General features: G+C 46.4%; 19 protein-coding genes. 12 read left to right on the top strand and 7 right to left on the bottom strand.

Annotated elements, in window-relative coordinates; all coding sequences use genetic code 11:
* The first annotated feature begins 194 nt into the window (after positions 1-194).
* From mlaF to murA, 7 genes are all read left to right on the top strand, one after another.
* Positions 195-1,010, top strand: coding sequence for a phospholipid ABC transporter ATP-binding protein MlaF (gene mlaF, locus QJR74_RS13370; RefSeq protein WP_304372288.1), 816 nt, complete (start codon positions 195-197; stop codon positions 1,008-1,010).
* 3 nt (positions 1,011-1,013) lie between these two features.
* Positions 1,014-1,796: a lipid asymmetry maintenance ABC transporter permease subunit MlaE gene (gene mlaE / locus QJR74_RS13365; RefSeq protein ID WP_304372287.1), complete on the top strand. Its 783-nt coding sequence runs from the start codon at positions 1,014-1,016 to the stop codon at positions 1,794-1,796.
* Between the two features lie 4 nt (positions 1,797-1,800).
* Complete coding sequence (gene mlaD, locus QJR74_RS13360) at positions 1,801-2,337, top strand: outer membrane lipid asymmetry maintenance protein MlaD (protein ID WP_304372286.1); 537 nt, start codon at positions 1,801-1,803, stop codon at positions 2,335-2,337.
* 11 nt (positions 2,338-2,348) lie between these two features.
* Entirely contained in the window at positions 2,349-3,014 is a 666-nt protein-coding gene (gene mlaC / locus QJR74_RS13355) for a phospholipid-binding protein MlaC (RefSeq protein ID WP_304372285.1), read from the top strand.
* Positions 3,011-3,310 carry a lipid asymmetry maintenance protein MlaB gene (gene mlaB / locus QJR74_RS13350; protein ID WP_304372284.1) on the top strand — a complete coding sequence of 100 codons (300 nt, stop codon included), beginning with the start codon at positions 3,011-3,013 and terminating at the stop codon, positions 3,308-3,310. Before mlaC ends, mlaB begins: the two co-directional genes overlap by 4 nt.
* Positions 3,311-3,410: 100 nt before the next feature.
* Positions 3,411-3,665 (top strand): BolA family iron metabolism protein IbaG, encoded by a 255-nt coding sequence (ibaG, locus tag QJR74_RS13345; protein ID WP_304372283.1) that lies wholly within the window; start codon positions 3,411-3,413, stop codon positions 3,663-3,665.
* Between the two features lie 68 nt (positions 3,666-3,733).
* A complete protein-coding gene (gene murA, locus QJR74_RS13340; protein WP_304372282.1) occupies positions 3,734-5,002 on the top strand; it encodes a UDP-N-acetylglucosamine 1-carboxyvinyltransferase in 1,269 nt (422 codons plus the stop codon).
* A 70-nt stretch (positions 5,003-5,072) separates the two neighbouring features.
* On the opposite strand, the gene QJR74_RS13335 is transcribed toward murA, so the two are convergent.
* The gene (locus QJR74_RS13335) at positions 5,073-5,384 is read right to left on the bottom strand and encodes a helix-turn-helix domain-containing protein (RefSeq protein WP_304372281.1); all 312 of its coding nucleotides are present in this window, start codon (positions 5,382-5,384) and stop codon (positions 5,073-5,075) included.
* A gap of 298 nt (positions 5,385-5,682) precedes the next feature.
* On the opposite strand from QJR74_RS13335, the gene QJR74_RS13330 reads away from it, so the two are divergent.
* Positions 5,683-6,291, top strand: coding sequence for a fumarylacetoacetate hydrolase family protein (locus QJR74_RS13330; RefSeq protein ID WP_304372280.1), 609 nt, complete (start codon positions 5,683-5,685; stop codon positions 6,289-6,291).
* Positions 6,292-6,310: 19 nt separating this feature from the next.
* Here the strand turns inward: QJR74_RS13330 and ispB are convergent, their stop codons facing one another.
* Entirely contained in the window at positions 6,311-7,282 is a 972-nt protein-coding gene (gene ispB, locus QJR74_RS13325; protein ID WP_304372279.1) for an octaprenyl diphosphate synthase, read from the bottom strand.
* A 330-nt stretch (positions 7,283-7,612) separates the two neighbouring features.
* Between ispB and rplU the strand changes: the two genes are divergently transcribed.
* From rplU to cgtA, 3 genes are all read left to right on the top strand, one after another.
* Positions 7,613-7,924 carry a 50S ribosomal protein L21 gene (gene rplU / locus QJR74_RS13320; protein WP_029686306.1) on the top strand — a complete coding sequence of 104 codons (312 nt, stop codon included), beginning with the start codon at positions 7,613-7,615 and terminating at the stop codon, positions 7,922-7,924.
* Positions 7,925-7,939: 15 nt separating this feature from the next.
* Entirely contained in the window at positions 7,940-8,197 is a 258-nt protein-coding gene (gene rpmA / locus QJR74_RS13315) for a 50S ribosomal protein L27 (RefSeq protein WP_048911377.1), read from the top strand.
* A 240-nt stretch (positions 8,198-8,437) separates the two neighbouring features.
* Entirely contained in the window at positions 8,438-9,613 is a 1,176-nt protein-coding gene (gene cgtA, locus QJR74_RS13310) for an Obg family GTPase CgtA (protein WP_304372278.1), read from the top strand.
* A 35-nt stretch (positions 9,614-9,648) separates the two neighbouring features.
* Here the strand turns inward: cgtA and QJR74_RS13305 are convergent, their stop codons facing one another.
* From QJR74_RS13305 to QJR74_RS13285, 5 genes are read right to left on the bottom strand one after another with little or no spacing between them, the layout of a single operon-like run.
* Positions 9,649-10,068 carry a hotdog fold thioesterase gene (locus QJR74_RS13305; protein WP_304372277.1) on the bottom strand — a complete coding sequence of 140 codons (420 nt, stop codon included), beginning with the start codon at positions 10,066-10,068 and terminating at the stop codon, positions 9,649-9,651.
* A gap of 3 nt (positions 10,069-10,071) precedes the next feature.
* Positions 10,072-10,824, bottom strand: coding sequence for a 2,3-dihydro-2,3-dihydroxybenzoate dehydrogenase (gene dhbA / locus QJR74_RS13300; protein ID WP_441007616.1), 753 nt, complete (start codon positions 10,822-10,824; stop codon positions 10,072-10,074).
* A gap of 6 nt (positions 10,825-10,830) precedes the next feature.
* The gene (locus tag QJR74_RS13295; protein WP_304372276.1) at positions 10,831-11,679 is read right to left on the bottom strand and encodes an isochorismatase family protein; all 849 of its coding nucleotides are present in this window, start codon (positions 11,677-11,679) and stop codon (positions 10,831-10,833) included.
* A gap of 36 nt (positions 11,680-11,715) precedes the next feature.
* Entirely contained in the window at positions 11,716-13,335 is a 1,620-nt protein-coding gene (locus QJR74_RS13290; protein WP_304372275.1) for a (2,3-dihydroxybenzoyl)adenylate synthase, read from the bottom strand.
* A gap of 16 nt (positions 13,336-13,351) precedes the next feature.
* Positions 13,352-14,542: an isochorismate synthase gene (locus QJR74_RS13285; RefSeq protein ID WP_304372274.1), complete on the bottom strand. Its 1,191-nt coding sequence runs from the start codon at positions 14,540-14,542 to the stop codon at positions 13,352-13,354.
* 162 nt (positions 14,543-14,704) lie between these two features.
* Here QJR74_RS13285 and fepB point away from each other — a divergent pair, with 162 nt between their 5' ends.
* A complete protein-coding gene (gene fepB / locus QJR74_RS13280) occupies positions 14,705-15,667 on the top strand; it encodes a Fe2+-enterobactin ABC transporter substrate-binding protein (protein WP_441007615.1) in 963 nt (320 codons plus the stop codon).
* Positions 15,668-15,682: the final 15 nt, after the last annotated feature.

The following is a 15,682-nucleotide window of genomic DNA, read 5'->3' as shown; positions in this document are numbered from 1 at the left end:
TGGTAAGTGCAAACGAATAAGAGGGTTAAGGGGCGATGAGTCGCTAAATTTTGGGAATTTTGAATGCACTTTGTCTAAAAGTAAATTTTAAGCCGTAATTAATTAAAAAAAATTTTTCTCCTTTCGGTAGAATCCGTTTACCTAGCTAAACTTACGCTAGCCTTAATTAACTCTATCCATGAACTGAGGTCGTTATGGTGCAGTCACAAACTCCTATTGTGGATATTCGCAATATGTCGTTTAAACGGGGAAACCGGACTATTTTCGACAATATTTCGTTAACGGTTCCCAAAGGCAAAGTCACAGCAATCATGGGACCGTCCGGCATAGGTAAAACCACATTGCTGCGCTTAATAGGTGGACAATTGACTCCCAATTCAGGGGAAATATTGTTTCAAAACCAAAATATCCCGACTTTATCGAGAAGTAAGCTTTATCAAGCTCGCAAGAAAATGAGCATGCTTTTTCAATCGGGGGCGCTATTTACGGACTTAAACGTTTACGACAATGTGGCATGGCCTTTACGGGAACATACACAATTACCCCCAGCCTTATTGCATACCACGGTCATGATGAAACTAGAGGCTGTCGGCTTACGGGGAGCAGAAAAACTGATGCCTGCCGAATTATCTGGTGGGATGGCTAGGCGTGTCGCACTTGCACGGGCTATTGCTTTAGAGCCTGATTTAATCATGTTTGATGAACCTTTCGTTGGGCAGGATCCCATTACTATGAGTGTGTTAGTGAAGTTAATTGACGAACTCAACCAAGCTTTAGGGGTAACTTGTATCGTGGTTTCGCACGATGTCCCTGAAGTGTTAAGTATTGCCGATTATGCTTACATTGTGGCGGGGGAACGGATTGTAGCCCAAGGAACGCCTAGTGATTTGCGAGTGAATGATAATCCACAAGTTCGGCAATTTATTGATGGCGAAGCAGATGGGCCAGTACCTTTTCGTTATCCTGCCGGCGATTATCTGGCCGATTTAGTTGGGACGAGGAGTGTCTAAAACATGGTATTAACGGTATTTGCGAAGCTTGGGCGCTGGGGAATTGCTCGTTGCCAAGCGTTAGGACGCGCCGGGTTAATGTTATTTCATGCCCTTATAGGAAAACCAGAACCTTTACAACAAGGCCGTCTACTCTTGAGTCAGCTCTACAGCCTTGGCGTTTTATCCTTATTGATAGTTTTAGTTTCCGGCGTGTTTATTGGCATGGTACTTGGCCTGCAAGGTTATATGGTACTAAAAACGTATGGCGCTGAAACCAGCCTAGGGATGGTTGTCGCCCTCTCGCTGCTTAGAGAACTAGGGCCTGTGGTTACCGCGTTACTCTTTGCTGGCCGGGCTGGGTCCGCATTAACTGCTGAGGTAGGCTTAATGAAAGCTACCGAACAACTATCCAGTATGGAAATGATGGCAGTGGACCCGCTGCGTAGAGTCGTAGCCCCCCGCTTTTGGGCAGGCGTGATCAGTATGCCTCTTCTCTCTATTATGTTTACTGCGGTAGGGATTCTCGGAGGAGCGCTGGTCGGGGTTCTTTGGAAAGGCATTGATGCAGGTTTCTTCTGGAGTGCGATGCAGAGTAGTGTCGATTTCCAGACTGACCTCGTTAACTGTGTAATTAAAAGTATCGTTTTCGCCATTACGGTGACTTGGATAGCCCTATTTAATGGCTACGATGCGACACCAACGTCTGAAGGGATTAGCCGTGCCACAACGCGTACGGTAGTCCATGCTTCATTAGCGATCCTTGGATTAGATTTTGTGCTGACTGCACTAATGTTTGGGAATTAAGGTTATGCAAAACAAAAAAAGTGAAATCTGGGTAGGGTTATTTCTATTATTGGCGATTCTTGCCGGATTATTTCTTTGCTTACGCGTCGCGAATGTCACGGCTTGGCGCAGTGCCCCGACATGGTCACTGAGTGCGCAGTTTGACAATATTGGCGGTTTAAAAGCTGGCTCACCAGTAAAAATTGGTGGTGTGGTCATTGGCCGAGTTACCCATATTTCTCTTGCTAAAGATACCTTGACCCCTACCGTTTCCCTCGCTATCGACGATCACTATCTGAACAAGATCCCTGATAGCAGTAGTTTGGCTATTCGCACCCAAGGGTTATTAGGGGAGCAATATCTTGCGCTAAACTTAGGTTTCAGCGATCCCGAATTAGGAACCAGCATGCTACAAAATGGCGGGAAGATTACCGATACTAAATCGGCAATGGTGCTGGAAGATCTGATCGGCCAATTTTTGTATAACAGTAAAGATAGTAAATCTTCTGACAATAACTCGTCAGATAACGCTGCTTCGCAAGCGACTTCAGTCGCTCACTAAGAGGAAATAAGATGTCTAAATCACTACTTCTTGCAGGCGTACTGGCTGTAATGCCAATGACTATTGGTTCGGTCTATGCCGCGGCGCCCACAGAAGGGCAAGTTGATCAAACTAACCCTTATACCTTGATGAACCAAGCTGCGGCAAAAACATTTGACCGTTTAAAAAACGAACAACCTAAAATTAAGCAAAACCCAAATTATCTACGCGATATTGTGCGCCAAGAGTTACTGCCTTACGTTCAAATAAAATATGCGGGTGCATTGGTACTTGGTCGCTATTACAGTCAAGCGACGCCTGCGCAAAAAGAAGCTTACTTTAACGCCTTTGGCGACTACCTAGCACAAGCCTATGGTCAAGCGTTAGCGCTATACCATGGGCAAACTTATCAGATTGCACCGGCTCAACCTTTGGGTGATGCGAAAATGCTAGCGATCCGTGTCTCCATTATTGACCCAGATGGACGTCCGCCAGTTCGTTTAGATTTCCAATGGCGTAAGAATACCCAAAGCGGTAAATGGCAAGCCTACGATATGGTTGCGGAAGGGATCAGTATGATCACCACTAAGCAAAATGAGTGGGCGGATCTACTGCGTACCAAGGGTATTGATGGGCTAACTCAAAACTTAAAAGTTTATGCTAATCAGCCCATTACTCTAGGGCAAGGTGCTAAATGAGCCAGACGCTTCGTTGGCAATGTAAGGAGAGTAAACTCTCCTTACAGGGCGAATTAGTGCATAACTCATTAGCAGACCTATGGCAGCAACGACATAATATTTTGACCGGGATTTGCACTATCGATCTTTCACAGCTTTCACATGTTGATTCCGCAGGACTCGCCTTATTGGTGCATTTCTCGGCGTACGCTCAAGCGGAAAGCCCATTATTGTTACAAGGTGTGCAGCCCGCATTGCGCTCATTGATTGTGCTATATAATCTTCAGAGCGTGTTGCCTTATGAGGACAGTGCCTGAACAAATAAATTTGGCTGATGGATTCAAGAGCTTTCCTTGTTTATGATGAGGCCAAATTGGACTAAAATAATGGCCCTAAATTGAGGAGTAGGAAAGCGCAATGGAAACCAATGAAATCCAATCAGTGCTAGAAGAAGCACTGACGCTAGATGAAGTTCATGTCACTGGTGACGGCAGTCACTTCCAAGTGATAGCGGTAGGCGAGATGTTTACTGACCTTAGCCGTGTTAAGAAGCAGCAGGCTGTCTATGCACCCCTAATGCCATTTATTGCGGATAATCGTATTCACGCTGTTTCCATCAAAGCCTACACTCCCGATGAGTGGGCGCGTGATCGCAAATTAAATGGCTTCTAAATCATAGTGACAGCGGATTATCTGCGGTCACTATCCTGCATATTGAGTGTTAATTGAGAACCGTATCAATGGATAAATTTCGAGTACAGGGGCCTTCCCGTTTAAGCGGTGAAGTCACCATTTCTGGCGCAAAAAATGCGGCGCTACCTATTTTATTTTCCGCTTTGCTCGCTGAGGAACCTGTAACACTCCAAAATGTTCCTGAACTGCGTGATATCGATACAACGATGAAGTTGTTGACCCAATTAGGGGCTAAAGTTGAGCGTAAAAACGGTGCGGTTCTGGTTGATGCGAGCGAAGTGAATATCTTTTGTGCGCCATACGAATTAGTCAAAACTATGCGTGCATCGATTTGGGCGCTCGGCCCCTTAGTCGCACGTTTTGGTCACGGACAAGTTTCACTTCCCGGCGGTTGTGCGATTGGTGCTCGTCCTGTTGACTTACATATTACGGGTCTTGAACAGCTGGGTGCAAAAATCAAGCTTGAAGAAGGCTACGTCAAAGCAACGGTCGATGGGCGCTTGAAGGGTGCACATATCGTCATGGATAAGGTGAGTGTCGGTGCAACCGTTACGATCATGAGTGCGGCAACCGTGGCCGAAGGTACAACGATTATCGAAAATGCTGCGCGTGAACCAGAAATTGTCGATACGGCCGAATTTTTGAAAACACTAGGTGCAAAAATTAATGGAGCGGGTACAGATAAAATTACCATCGAAGGTGTTGAGCGCCTAGGTGGAGGTACCTACACCGTCGTGCCTGACCGTATTGAGGCGGGAACTTTCCTGATTGCGGCGGCGATTTCTGGTGGAAATATCCTTTGTAAAAAAGCACGTCCCGATACGATGGATGCTGTTCTAGCAAAACTTCGTGATGCAGGCGCAACGGTAGAGACAGGCGAAGATTGGATCAAATTGGATATGCATGGGCGTAGACCAAAGGCGGTGAATATACGTACCGCTCCTCACCCAGGCTTTCCAACCGATATGCAAGCGCAGTTCACACTGTTGAATCTCGTTGCAGAAGGAACCGGAATTATTACTGAAACGATTTTCGAAAATCGTTTCATGCATATTCCAGAGTTAATTCGTATGGGTGCTCACGCCGAGATTGAGAGCAACACAGCGATTTGCTATGGAGTAGAAAAACTGTCAGCCGCTCAAGTCATGGCGACAGATTTACGCGCTTCGGCAAGTTTAGTTCTAGCGGGCTGCATTGCGGAAGGCACTACCTACGTAGAACGTATCTATCATATCGATCGCGGTTACGAACATATTGAAGATAAGCTTCGTGGATTGGGGGCAACCATTGACCGAGTCCCTGGCGACGACGAATAGTGAATCGCCCACTTATCTAACAATCAGCCCCGAATACGGTGTCGTATCGGGGCTATTTTTTTATCTTTTATTACGATGCGGAGGATGAACTCATATTTGGATCGTTATTCTTTTTCTTTCTTTTAGTTCTAATTAATTGAGATCTGTCCATTAACTCTTCTGTTACGGGATCAAAGTATCTGCTTGGCCAGATTTCTGATGGATGGACATTTACCGCTTGCGCGATCAATAACTCACCTTTGGGCCAAGGGCGTGAAAGTGCATTGGCTAGAGTTGAAGAGCTTAGGCCAGCATTCCTTGAAACCGCCGCCAATGAAGTTCCTTTTTTACGTAAAGCTGCAATAATATCTGCGCTATGCCAATCATTCTTTAACTTTTCCATGTCATTCTCCATACGGTTTACATTATCCATTTAATTCTTATGCTATAGAAATATATAGCAGAAAATTACCTAAAGTTTCCATATAAATATGATTAGATTCCTTTATATGCAGGGCTCATCGCATAATTATTGTAACTAATGCAAAGCATTAATAATCCTATTAATTCCAAAAATTAGGTGGTTATCTCGTTCTGGAAGAACTATTTATGAGGAAAAAAGTGCACTCTCCTGATATGTTCCAACGTCGAGAGAATGAAATTAACGGTAACTTGTTGGTTAACCTCAACTGGAGTTGATAATGATTAATAACATCTACTGTATAGGCCGTAATTATATTGAACATGCCCAAGAGCTAGGTAATCGTGTAGAAGAAGACCCCGTCGTTTTCAGTAAACCGAATAGCTCACTGATTATGGGTAGTACTATTGTATTACCCACTTTCTCCCAAGATGTGCATTACGAAACTGAGCTCGTAGTGAGGATCTCCGCGCCCGCTTTTCAGATCGAATGCGATCAAGCTGAAGCCTACTACGATGCTATTGCCGTCGGGTTAGATCTTACCGCGCGTGATCTGCAAGCTGATTTAAAAAGTAAAAAATTACCTTGGTTACTGGCTAAGGGGTTCAATGGATCCTGCTATGTGAGTGATTTTGTTGAGAAAGACTCTCTTCCAGAACCTATCCATTTTACGTTAGATATTAATGAACAGACCGTTCAGCAAGGCGTTAGCAGCGAAATGGTCTTTACTATTCAACACATTATTTCGTTTATCAGTCGTTATATCGCGTTGCAACCGGGTGATATTATTTTTACCGGAACGCCTAAGGGCGTGGGAAAGCTGCTCACGGGGGATAAACTGAGGTTGACGTTGGAAGGTGAGGTGATGGCTGAGCTACAAGTGGATTAAGCTTGTAGCTCACAGTGGCTTAGCGATCGCGCTGTACTGACATTCGTGCAAGAGCTTCGAGTGCTTCACGCCAAGGAGTGGCTGGAAGTATTGCTAACGCCTGTATTGCTTTGTTCGCTTCCTCTTCGGCTCTCTGTTGTGTCCAATCTAAGGAACCACACTGCTGCATGGTTGCGAGGACCTCTTCGAGTAAGTGACGTCCATTACCTTCCTCAATTGCACGGCGGATCATTGCAGCTTGTTCTGGAGTGCCATTACGCATTGCATGCAGCAATGGCAGGGTTGGCTTACCTTCACTTAGATCATCACCGACATTTTTACCGAGTGCTTCATTGTCCGCGCTATAGTCAAGCAAATCGTCAATTAACTGGAAAGCAGTTCCAATGTAACGGCCGTAATCTTTCAATGCTTGCTCTTGTGCGGGCGTGGCATCGGCGAGAATGGCCGAGGTTTGCGCAGCAGCTTCAAATAAACGTGCCGTCTTACTGTAGATAACACGTAGGTAACTTTCTTCTGTGATGTCTGGATCGTTGCAGTTCATCAACTGCAATACCTCGCCTTCAGAGATCACGTTAACGGCTTCCGACATTAACTCGAGGATCTTCAAGGATCCTAATTGGGTCATCATCTGAAAAGCGCGTGTATAAATAAAGTCGCCAACCAATACACTTGCTGCATTACCAAAAGCGGCGTTAGCGGTGGCTTTACCCCGACGCATGTCAGATTCATCGACGACATCATCGTGTAGTAGCGTTGCGGTATGGATAAATTCGATTAAAGCGGCATTGAGGATATGTTTCTCTCCCTCATAGTTCAGCGCGCGCGCCGCAAGTACCGCAATCATGGGTCGAATTCGTTTACCGCCACCGCTAACGATATAATGGCCTAGCTGACTGATGAGTACGACATCTGAATCAAGTTGCTTGAGAATATTTTTATTTACCGCAGCCATATCCAAGGCGGTAAGTTCTGTTATCTGCTCTAAATTCATACAATTAGTCAGTTTATCTCTGTGAGCCATCTTCAACGGCATTTCGGGTAAAAGTCGCGGAAATTCTGCTGGTGTCCAGAACCACGCCAAAGAGTAAGTCTAACACTTCCATCGAGCGTTAATTTATCAATAACGATCACTAAGAATAAACTTATTGTACTAGAAATTTCATATTGCGAAACCTTGGAGCGTGACTTGGCTTTTTTTTCTGCAATACCTGAAAAGTTCACTTGTCTTCTGCAGGATTGTTGCGTAGAATTCGCGCCCTATGTGAATATTTTATCGCGCCGCCTATTTAACCTAAAAGGCTAGCGCAGAAGCGGAGTTTATATGTACGCGGTTTTCCAAAGTGGTGGTAAACAACACCGAGTAAGCGAAGGTCAGACCGTTCGCTTGGAAAAATTAGACATTGCAACCGGTGAAACTGTTGAGTTTGACCAGGTTCTGATGATTGCTAATGGCGAAGAAGTGACTATTGGTGCACCGTTAGTTTCTGGTGGTGTTATCAAAGCTGAAGTCGTAGCTCATGGTCGTGGCGAGAAAATTAAAATTGTTAAGTTTCGTCGTCGTAAACACCATCGTAAGCAGCAAGGCCACCGTCAGTGGTTCACTGATGTGAAAATTACTGGCATCAGCGCTTAAGAGGAGATTTAACAAATGGCACACAAGAAAGCTGGTGGTTCGACTCGTAACGGTCGTGACTCAAACGCTAAACGTCTAGGCGTAAAACGCTTTGGCGGAGAAACTGTACTAGCAGGTAGCATCATTGTTCGTCAACGTGGAACTAAATTCCATGCGGGTAACAATGTAGGTTGTGGTCGTGACCACACTCTGTTCGCTACTGCAACAGGTCAAATCAAATTCGAAGTCAAAGGTCCAGAAAACCGTAAATACGTCAGCATCGTTGCTGAGTAACCGGTTCTCTCTGCAGGTTTTCCTGTAGGACTGAAGAATTAAAGCCCCGCAGCTTTGCGGGGCTTTTTACATTCTGTTGTAATAGATCCTTGAGTACACGAACGAATCCCTTGTTTGATCGCCTATTCCTGCTCACTATAATTGAGATCAAACATTAAGATCCGCTGCCGGTCAGCTGATATGACCATGGCGGACCCGCCGACCTGGCTCTGGACGGCGTATGCATGACGGAGAGAAGAAATGAAATTTGTTGATGAAGCAACGATCCTTGTCGTTGCTGGCGACGGTGGAAATGGCTGTATTAGCTTTCGTCGCGAAAAATATATTCCTAAAGGTGGTCCAGATGGCGGCGATGGCGGCGATGGCGGCGATGTTTGGTTAGTTGCTGATGAAAACCTTAATACCTTAATTGATTATCGCTTTGAAAAAGCGTTCCGCGCGGAACGGGGTCAGAATGGCCAAAGCCGTGACTGTACTGGTAAGCGTGGTAAAGATGTTACGGTGAAGGTGCCAATGGGAACCCGTGTTATCGATCAAGGTACTGGCGAAACGCTTGGGGATATGACTGAGCATGGGCAAACCCTGATGGTCGCTAAAGGCGGCTGGCATGGATTGGGAAATACTCGTTTTAAATCTTCCGTTAACCGTACGCCACGCCAAAAAACTAATGGTACGCCGGGTGAAGAGCGTGATCTTCAGTTAGAGTTAATGCTACTTGCTGATGTAGGGATGTTAGGACTTCCTAATGCCGGTAAATCGACCTTTATCCGTGCGGTATCTGCCGCTAAACCTAAAGTCGCCGATTATCCTTTTACCACCTTAGTACCAAGCTTGGGTGTCGTGCGTATGGACAATGAGCAGAGCTTTGTTGTCGCGGATATTCCTGGTTTGATCGAAGGCGCTGCGGATGGTGCAGGACTCGGTATTCGCTTCCTGAAACACCTTGAGCGTTGTCGTGTATTACTTCACCTCATCGACTTAGCACCGATAGATGAAAGTAACCCAGTGGACAATGCTCGCATTATCCTTGGTGAGTTAGAAAAATACAGCGACAAGCTCTACCAGAAACCGCGTTGGTTAGTCTTTAATAAAGCCGATTTACTCGATCCGGAAGAAGCCGCTGCACGTGCAAAACAGATCGCCGACGATCTAGGATGGGAAGGTGATTACTACCTGATCTCTGCAGCGAGCCAACAGGGGGTGAAAGATCTCTGTTGGGATGTTATGAAGTTTATTAATTCTCAGCCGAAAGAAGAAGCTAAGGCAGAGAAAGCGGCAGAGAAAGTCGAGTTTATGTGGGACGACTATCACCGTGAAACGATCGAACAGCATGCCGTCGAAGAGGAAGATGACGAAGATTGGGATGACTGGGACGATGAAGACGAGGAAGGCGTTGAAATTATTTATCAACGCTAGCAATAAGGGGCAACCAAGTGTTGCCCCTTTTTTCTTTATCCCAATATCGTTACGGTTAGTCGAGCGCTACAACAGAGCTTGCCCCGCGGATTTTTAATCTCGATTTGCCAGACTTGTATCTGACCACCCAGATGTAGGGGCTGGCATACCGCTGTAACGTTACCACTTGCGACAGCACGATGATGGCTAGCATTCACCTCAATACCAACCACATTTTGCTCCTCGCGGCAGGTCAGCCAACCAGCCATCGATCCCATCGACTCAGCTAATACCACACTCGCACCACCATGCAGTAAGCCGAAAGGTTGACAAGTACGACTATCAACGGGCATTTCCGCTTCGAGATGAGTGGGATGTATAGCAGTAAAGACTATCCCGAGGTGCTCGATCAGACTGTTTTCCCCCATAGCATTGAGGGCGCTAAGATCGATATTTTTTTTCCAAATTGTCTGCATTCGCTAGGCGCCTAACGTTGCACCGCCGTCGATGACGATATCCTGTAATACGATATGACTCGCCAGATCTGAGGCAAGAAATAGGATCGCATTAGTGATCTCACGCGGTTTAGCGATCTTTTTCAAAGGGATACCAAGCTTAAACTGATCAGGGAAGCCATTAATCATTTCCTGCTCAGCCTCAGGAGTGTGCCATAAGCTCCGTTGCATGGCGGTATCTGTTGAACCTGGTGAAACGATATTACAACGCACGCCATAGGGTGCCATTTCTAAGCCAACTGTTTGGCAGAGACTACGTAATGCCGCCTTCGATGCTCCATATGCAGACATACCAAGGCGTGGGGCATGAGCGGAATTTGAGGCGACGGTGACAATCGACCCAAAACCTTGTTCACGAAATCGCGGAAGAGTCTGCGAAAAGAGGTTAAATGCTCCACCAGCATTGACGTTTAAGCATGCTTGCCAATCCTCAAAACGTAATGCGTCGGTTGTTCCGATACGCAAGATACCGGCAGCATTGACTAACACATCAAGACGGGGTTGCTGCGCTAATTCCGCTTGGCAGACTTCAGCGACCTGTTGTGGATCGGCCACATCCATGACAACACAGCGGAAAGGATAATGATCGCCAGCAAACTGTTGATCAAAGCCGATCACCACGGCCCCAGCTTGATGGAAGGCGCAGGCTGTGTCGTAACCTATCCCTTGACCTGCGCCGGTTACCCAGACATATTTATCGCGAAAATCCATAGTCATAATCAGTTACTTATCCCCAGAAAGTAGTGTCCACCAAGCATCGAAGGTTGGGGTTTTCGCCAGGGTAACAAAGTCCATGCTAGGAATAGCCTGACGCCAGCGTGAGGCCAGTGCCATCATCCGTACCGAGTCCAATCCATAATCAATTAGGTTTTCGTCATCCTCAGGAATGTCATCATCTTCAAGTAACGGTAAGATGGCATCGCGTAACGCTTGCTTCGAAGCAGGGAGTAATAATAGATCATCTGTCATAACCACTTTGCCACTGCGACCCGCAGTGTAGGTGAGCGCCATGAGATGTTCTTCTCGACTGAAATCGGCTAAAGCATCTGCAACCATAAAGGGTTTGATATCCCGCATAAACGCATCGGTTGCGGTGGTTAAGCAGCCAATATGGGCATATACCCCAGTAATGATCAACTGGTCGCGCCCCATTGCCTTAAGTTGCTGTTCAAAATCTGAGCGCTGAAAAGCACTATAACGCCACTTAGTGAGTACGATATCTTGTTCATCCGGTGCTAAGGCTGGAGTGACTTTTTGTTGTTCAGGATGACGGTTTAATCCGGGGCCCCACATATCGTTCAGTAGCGCGCGGTCTTCATCACTTTGCTCGTTCGGTTGAGCGGTATAAAACACTGGAATTCCCAACGCCTTACATTGTTGACGTAATGCTGCAATATGACCGACGACAGTCTCGACAAATTCACTATTTTCTCCCCAAAAGTTAAGGAAGTAGTTTTGCATATCGTGAATCAATAACGCGGCACGTTGTGGTTCGAAGGTCCAGTTTACTTTGTTATTCGGTAACTCATCGGCGGTAGGTAATGCATAGGCCGTTAATTTAGGGATACTCATTACAACTCCAAAATCACTACATTATAAATAGGGGGATTAAGCGTCTTTCTTACTTTCTTCGATGAGTTGCTGACGCAATAACTTTTTATCTACTTTACCGACCGGAGTAAGCGGTAGTGCATCGCTGAAAACAAATCGATCGGGCAACTTAAATTCCGCTATTCCTTGGTCACGGAGATGACGACGTAACTGCACGGCTTTTACCGCTTGTTTTGCCACCACATAGGCGCAACTTTTCTCGCCTAGTAACTCATCGCTCATCGATACGAGTGCAGCGTGGATAATGTCTGGATGGCGTTGTAAAAGGTTCTCAATCTCTTCAGCGGCAATTTTTTCGCCACCACGGTTGATCTGATCTTTTTCACGGCCTTGAACGGTAATATAGCCACTTTCATCAATCGAAATCAGATCGCCGGAGCAATAAAAACCCTGTTGATCGAAGCATGCTGCATTATGTTCAGGACTATTGTAATACCCACGGAAGGTATAAGGGCCACGCGTCATTAAGCGGCCGGTGGTATTCACCGGAAGAGGTTGGCCTGTTTCATCTGCCACCCAGACTTCATCGTCGGGTGAGATAGGACAGCCTTGAGTGGTAAGGATAGTCTGTAGGGTGTCATCAAGGCGCGTATAGTTTACTAATCCTTCAGCCATCCCAAAGACTTGCTGTAATTGGCAGCCGATTTCAGTAGGAATTCGTGCGGCTAAACTCTCGCTCAGCTTGGCGCCGCCAACTTGCAGTAAGCGCAGTGAAGCGAGCTGATGCGCGCAGTTCCACTCTTGTATTGATTGTAACCAGAGACTCACTGCAGGCGGTACTAATGCCGTGACATTGATAAGGTGCTCGGCGATTAAACTAAAGCAGGTAGTAGGACTTGGATCGGGTGCCAACACGCTAAGCCCGCCACTATATAGTACGCCAAGAATACCCGGTGAGCTCATGGGGTAATTATGGGCGATAGGGAGCGCACATAAATAACGCGTTTGCTCAGTAAATTGGCAAATATCGACGCTACCTATAATGCTGTAATAATAATCGTTATGAGTACGAGGGATCAGTTTTGGCGTTCCTGTACTTCCCCCTGACAATTGGAAAAAGGCAACCTCATCCGCGGCAGTCGGTGTCGACGTGAAAGATTCCGTTTCCTGCGAGTAGAGCGATACTAAGTTACTTTCCGCGTCAAAAGCGTTGTACCAAATTTGATGTTGTAGCTCTGGATGCTCCGCACTGAGCTCATCAACGAAGCGGTTGTCGGTAAATACTGAATGTTGCCTATCGGCGATTAATAAGCGTGGCTTGATCTGTTTTGCATAAGCGCTTAATTCACTGCGCTGGTGGCTGAAAAGTGCATTGACGGGAGCGACACCCAACTTTAACAGGGCAAAAAAGACAATATAGAATTCACAGCAATTTCCTAGTTGAACTAGGGCCGTATCACCAGTACGAATACCGCGATGTTGTAACTGTGCCGCGAGCTGGTCACTGTATTGTGTCAGCTGACGATAGCTGAGGGTTTGATGCGGATCGATAATTGCTGGACGGTCACTGTTACGGTGGCGATCGCTGATATCAGTCAGCGGCATGTCAAGCCAATAGCCTTTTTCACGATAGCGTGCTGCCAGCTCTGCGGGCCAAGGCGTAAAAGAAATACTCATGAGTCATTACCTAAAATTAATGTAAACCAAAGGCTTTTAGCATGGTGCTGAGCTTGGTACCGGTCTCTTGCCACTCGGAAAGCGGATCGGAAGCGGGAACGATACCAGCGCCAGCAAAGAGGGTCACCTGCTGTGGGCTTAACTGGGCACAACGAATAGTCACTACCCACTCGCCATTTCCTTCGTCATCGCACCAGCCTACCATGCCACCAAAAAGTTCTCTTGGGAATGGTTCTAACTGTTGGATAAGACGGCAAGCTAACTGATGTGGGTAACCGCTTAAGGCAGGAGTCGGGTGCAATAAGCCCGCCAGCGCTAATGAATTTTCTTCAGCGTTGGGCGTAACGCCTTGTACTGTCGTGGCGAGGTGCCACAGTTGCGAAGTGGTGACTAATTCTGGAACTTGCGGTACCTGTAATTGTTCGGCAACTGGGGCTAAAACTTTCGCCATCGCATCCACCACTAACTGGTGCTCATGGCGGTCTTTCTCCGACGCGAGCAGAGTCTGTCCTACGCGGTGATCTTCATTACTGTCAGCCTGACGTTTTGCTGATCCCGCCAAGGGGCGTGAGCTAAATTGACTCTTTAGCTTACGTAGAAGGAGCTCAGGGCTAGCGCCGAGTAGCACTTCATTATTTTCAAGCGGAACATGGAAATGATAGTTATCAGGGTTTTGCGCCATAATACGACTCATCAATGTCGTACTATCAATACTATTGTCAGTCGCTAATTTTAGCAGCCGAGAAAGGACGACTTTATCTAGCTCACCACGGTTCATCGCCGCAACGGCATCGCTCACCATCTTCATAAAGTGTGGCTGATCAGGATAGGCTTGTTGTTGCGTGATTGATGCTAAAGGCTGCTGTTGGTAAGGCTTCAGTTCTTCCGCCAATTGACGGCGAGTAGTGCGGGTAATCTCCTGGGGAATAAAGAGTGCCGTAGGTTGATGAGCATCGAAGGGTATAGCCCCCACGACTAATGGATCGTTAATCCCTGCAGCGCGTGCTAGACGAAATTGTTCCTTAAGCCTGTGTTGGAAGATTTCTTGGCTTCCCTCACTATCAATGAGAGGTTGAGTGATACGTTTAAAGCAACCATCTGTGAGTAGGCTAGTTTCTGGAGAGGTAAACAGAAAACGTTCGTTTAATGCGCTCTGTTGTTGAATTTTACGGTGTAAAATATTTTCAACGGTAGTGATTTCGACCATAATAGCACCATTAAATGATAAGATAATTAATAATGATTATCATTTGAATTTTGGCGGTAAGCTACGCTTAACTCCCTTACCTGTCAACTGATGAAGCCAGCTTAAGGTTAACTTCTTAGTAAGACCTTAGGATTACGCACTAGATGCTCATAAAGGAAAGCCATGATGATCCGACGCTCAAGACTGCTAAATATTTTCTTAATCAGTGTGTTATTACCTTTAGCAGGGCTAAGTCAAGCTGCGGGTTGGCCAAGGCAAATTGTGACGGATAATGGTACGGTGACATTGAAAAGCGCGCCCAAAAGAATCGTTTCGACCAGTGTTACGTTGACCGGATCGTTACTCGCCATTGATGCGCCAGTGATTGCTAGCGGTGCCGGGGTACCCAATAGCCGCTTCACCGATAGCCAAGGATTTTTTAGCCAATGGGGTGCCGTGGCGAAGCAAAAGCATGTACAGCGCTTATATATTGGTGAGGCAAATGCCGAAATGGTGGCTGCACAGGCTCCCGATCTCATTGTGGTCAGCGCAACAGGGCACGACAGTGCATTGCGGCTAGTGAATCAACTTTCAAGTATTGCACCGGTAATTGTCGTGAATTACGACAATAAAAGCTGGCAGCAAATAGTTAACGTCTTGGGCCAAGCGACCGGCCATGAAGCCCAAGCGAAAACCTTAATTCAACACTTTGACCAGCGTGTCGCTGCATTAAAACCTACCTTAAAACTACCTCCTCAGCCTGTCTCCGCTTTTGTTTGGAATGGGGGAGGCAAAGAAGTGAATCTCTGGACAGCTGACTCCGCTCAAGGAAAACTCCTGCAACAATTAGGGTTTACGCTAGCGCCAACCCCAAGCCAGTTAGCGACGAGCCATAGTATGGGACAGCGTAAAGATATTATTCAGCTTTCAGGTGAAAAAATGAGTGAAGGACTGAGTGGTAAGAGCTGGTTAATGTTCGTGGCAGATGGTGAGACGGTTAAACAGGTTAATAGTGATCGTTTTTTACAACAAGCGCCTGCTGTTCAGCAAGGTCATGTCTACCCTCTGGGTAACGACAATTTCCGTTTAGATTATTACAGTGCGACACATACTCTAGCGATATTAGAAAAACTTTTTGCGCATTAAGGTGAAAAACGTTCA

This window comes from Tatumella ptyseos, from assembly GCF_030552895.1.
Taxonomy (GTDB): Bacteria; Pseudomonadota; Gammaproteobacteria; order Enterobacterales; family Enterobacteriaceae; genus Rosenbergiella; species Rosenbergiella ptyseos_A.
This window is presented reverse-complemented; position numbering and strand designations above follow the sequence as displayed.

Bases quoted from the DNA above. Each gene is read 5' to 3' on its own strand.
- mlaF (WP_304372288.1), top strand. From the start codon at position 195: ATGGTGCAGTCACAAACTCCTATTGTGGATATTCGCAATATGTCGTTT.
- mlaE (WP_304372287.1), top strand. From the start codon at position 1,014: ATGGTATTAACGGTATTTGCGAAGCTTGGGCGCTGGGGAATTGCTCGT.
- mlaD (WP_304372286.1), top strand. From the start codon at position 1,801: ATGCAAAACAAAAAAAGTGAAATCTGGGTAGGGTTATTTCTATTATTG.
- mlaC (WP_304372285.1), top strand. From the start codon at position 2,349: ATGTCTAAATCACTACTTCTTGCAGGCGTACTGGCTGTAATGCCAATG.
- mlaB (WP_304372284.1), top strand. From the start codon at position 3,011: ATGAGCCAGACGCTTCGTTGGCAATGTAAGGAGAGTAAACTCTCCTTA.
- ibaG (WP_304372283.1), top strand. From the start codon at position 3,411: ATGGAAACCAATGAAATCCAATCAGTGCTAGAAGAAGCACTGACGCTA.
- murA (WP_304372282.1), top strand. From the start codon at position 3,734: ATGGATAAATTTCGAGTACAGGGGCCTTCCCGTTTAAGCGGTGAAGTC.
- QJR74_RS13335 (WP_304372281.1), bottom strand. From the start codon at position 5,384: ATGGAAAAGTTAAAGAATGATTGGCATAGCGCAGATATTATTGCAGCT.
- QJR74_RS13330 (WP_304372280.1), top strand. From the start codon at position 5,683: ATGATTAATAACATCTACTGTATAGGCCGTAATTATATTGAACATGCC.
- ispB (WP_304372279.1), bottom strand. From the start codon at position 7,282: ATGAATTTAGAGCAGATAACAGAACTTACCGCCTTGGATATGGCTGCG.
- rplU (WP_029686306.1), top strand. From the start codon at position 7,613: ATGTACGCGGTTTTCCAAAGTGGTGGTAAACAACACCGAGTAAGCGAA.
- rpmA (WP_048911377.1), top strand. From the start codon at position 7,940: ATGGCACACAAGAAAGCTGGTGGTTCGACTCGTAACGGTCGTGACTCA.
- cgtA (WP_304372278.1), top strand. From the start codon at position 8,438: ATGAAATTTGTTGATGAAGCAACGATCCTTGTCGTTGCTGGCGACGGT.
- QJR74_RS13305 (WP_304372277.1), bottom strand. From the start codon at position 10,068: ATGCAGACAATTTGGAAAAAAAATATCGATCTTAGCGCCCTCAATGCT.
- dhbA (WP_441007616.1), bottom strand. From the start codon at position 10,824: ATGACTATGGATTTTCGCGATAAATATGTCTGGGTAACCGGCGCAGGT.
- QJR74_RS13295 (WP_304372276.1), bottom strand. From the start codon at position 11,679: ATGAGTATCCCTAAATTAACGGCCTATGCATTACCTACCGCCGATGAG.
- QJR74_RS13290 (WP_304372275.1), bottom strand. From the start codon at position 13,335: ATGAGTATTTCTTTTACGCCTTGGCCCGCAGAGCTGGCAGCACGCTAT.
- QJR74_RS13285 (WP_304372274.1), bottom strand. From the start codon at position 14,542: ATGGTCGAAATCACTACCGTTGAAAATATTTTACACCGTAAAATTCAA.
- fepB (WP_441007615.1), top strand. From the start codon at position 14,705: ATGATGATCCGACGCTCAAGACTGCTAAATATTTTCTTAATCAGTGTG.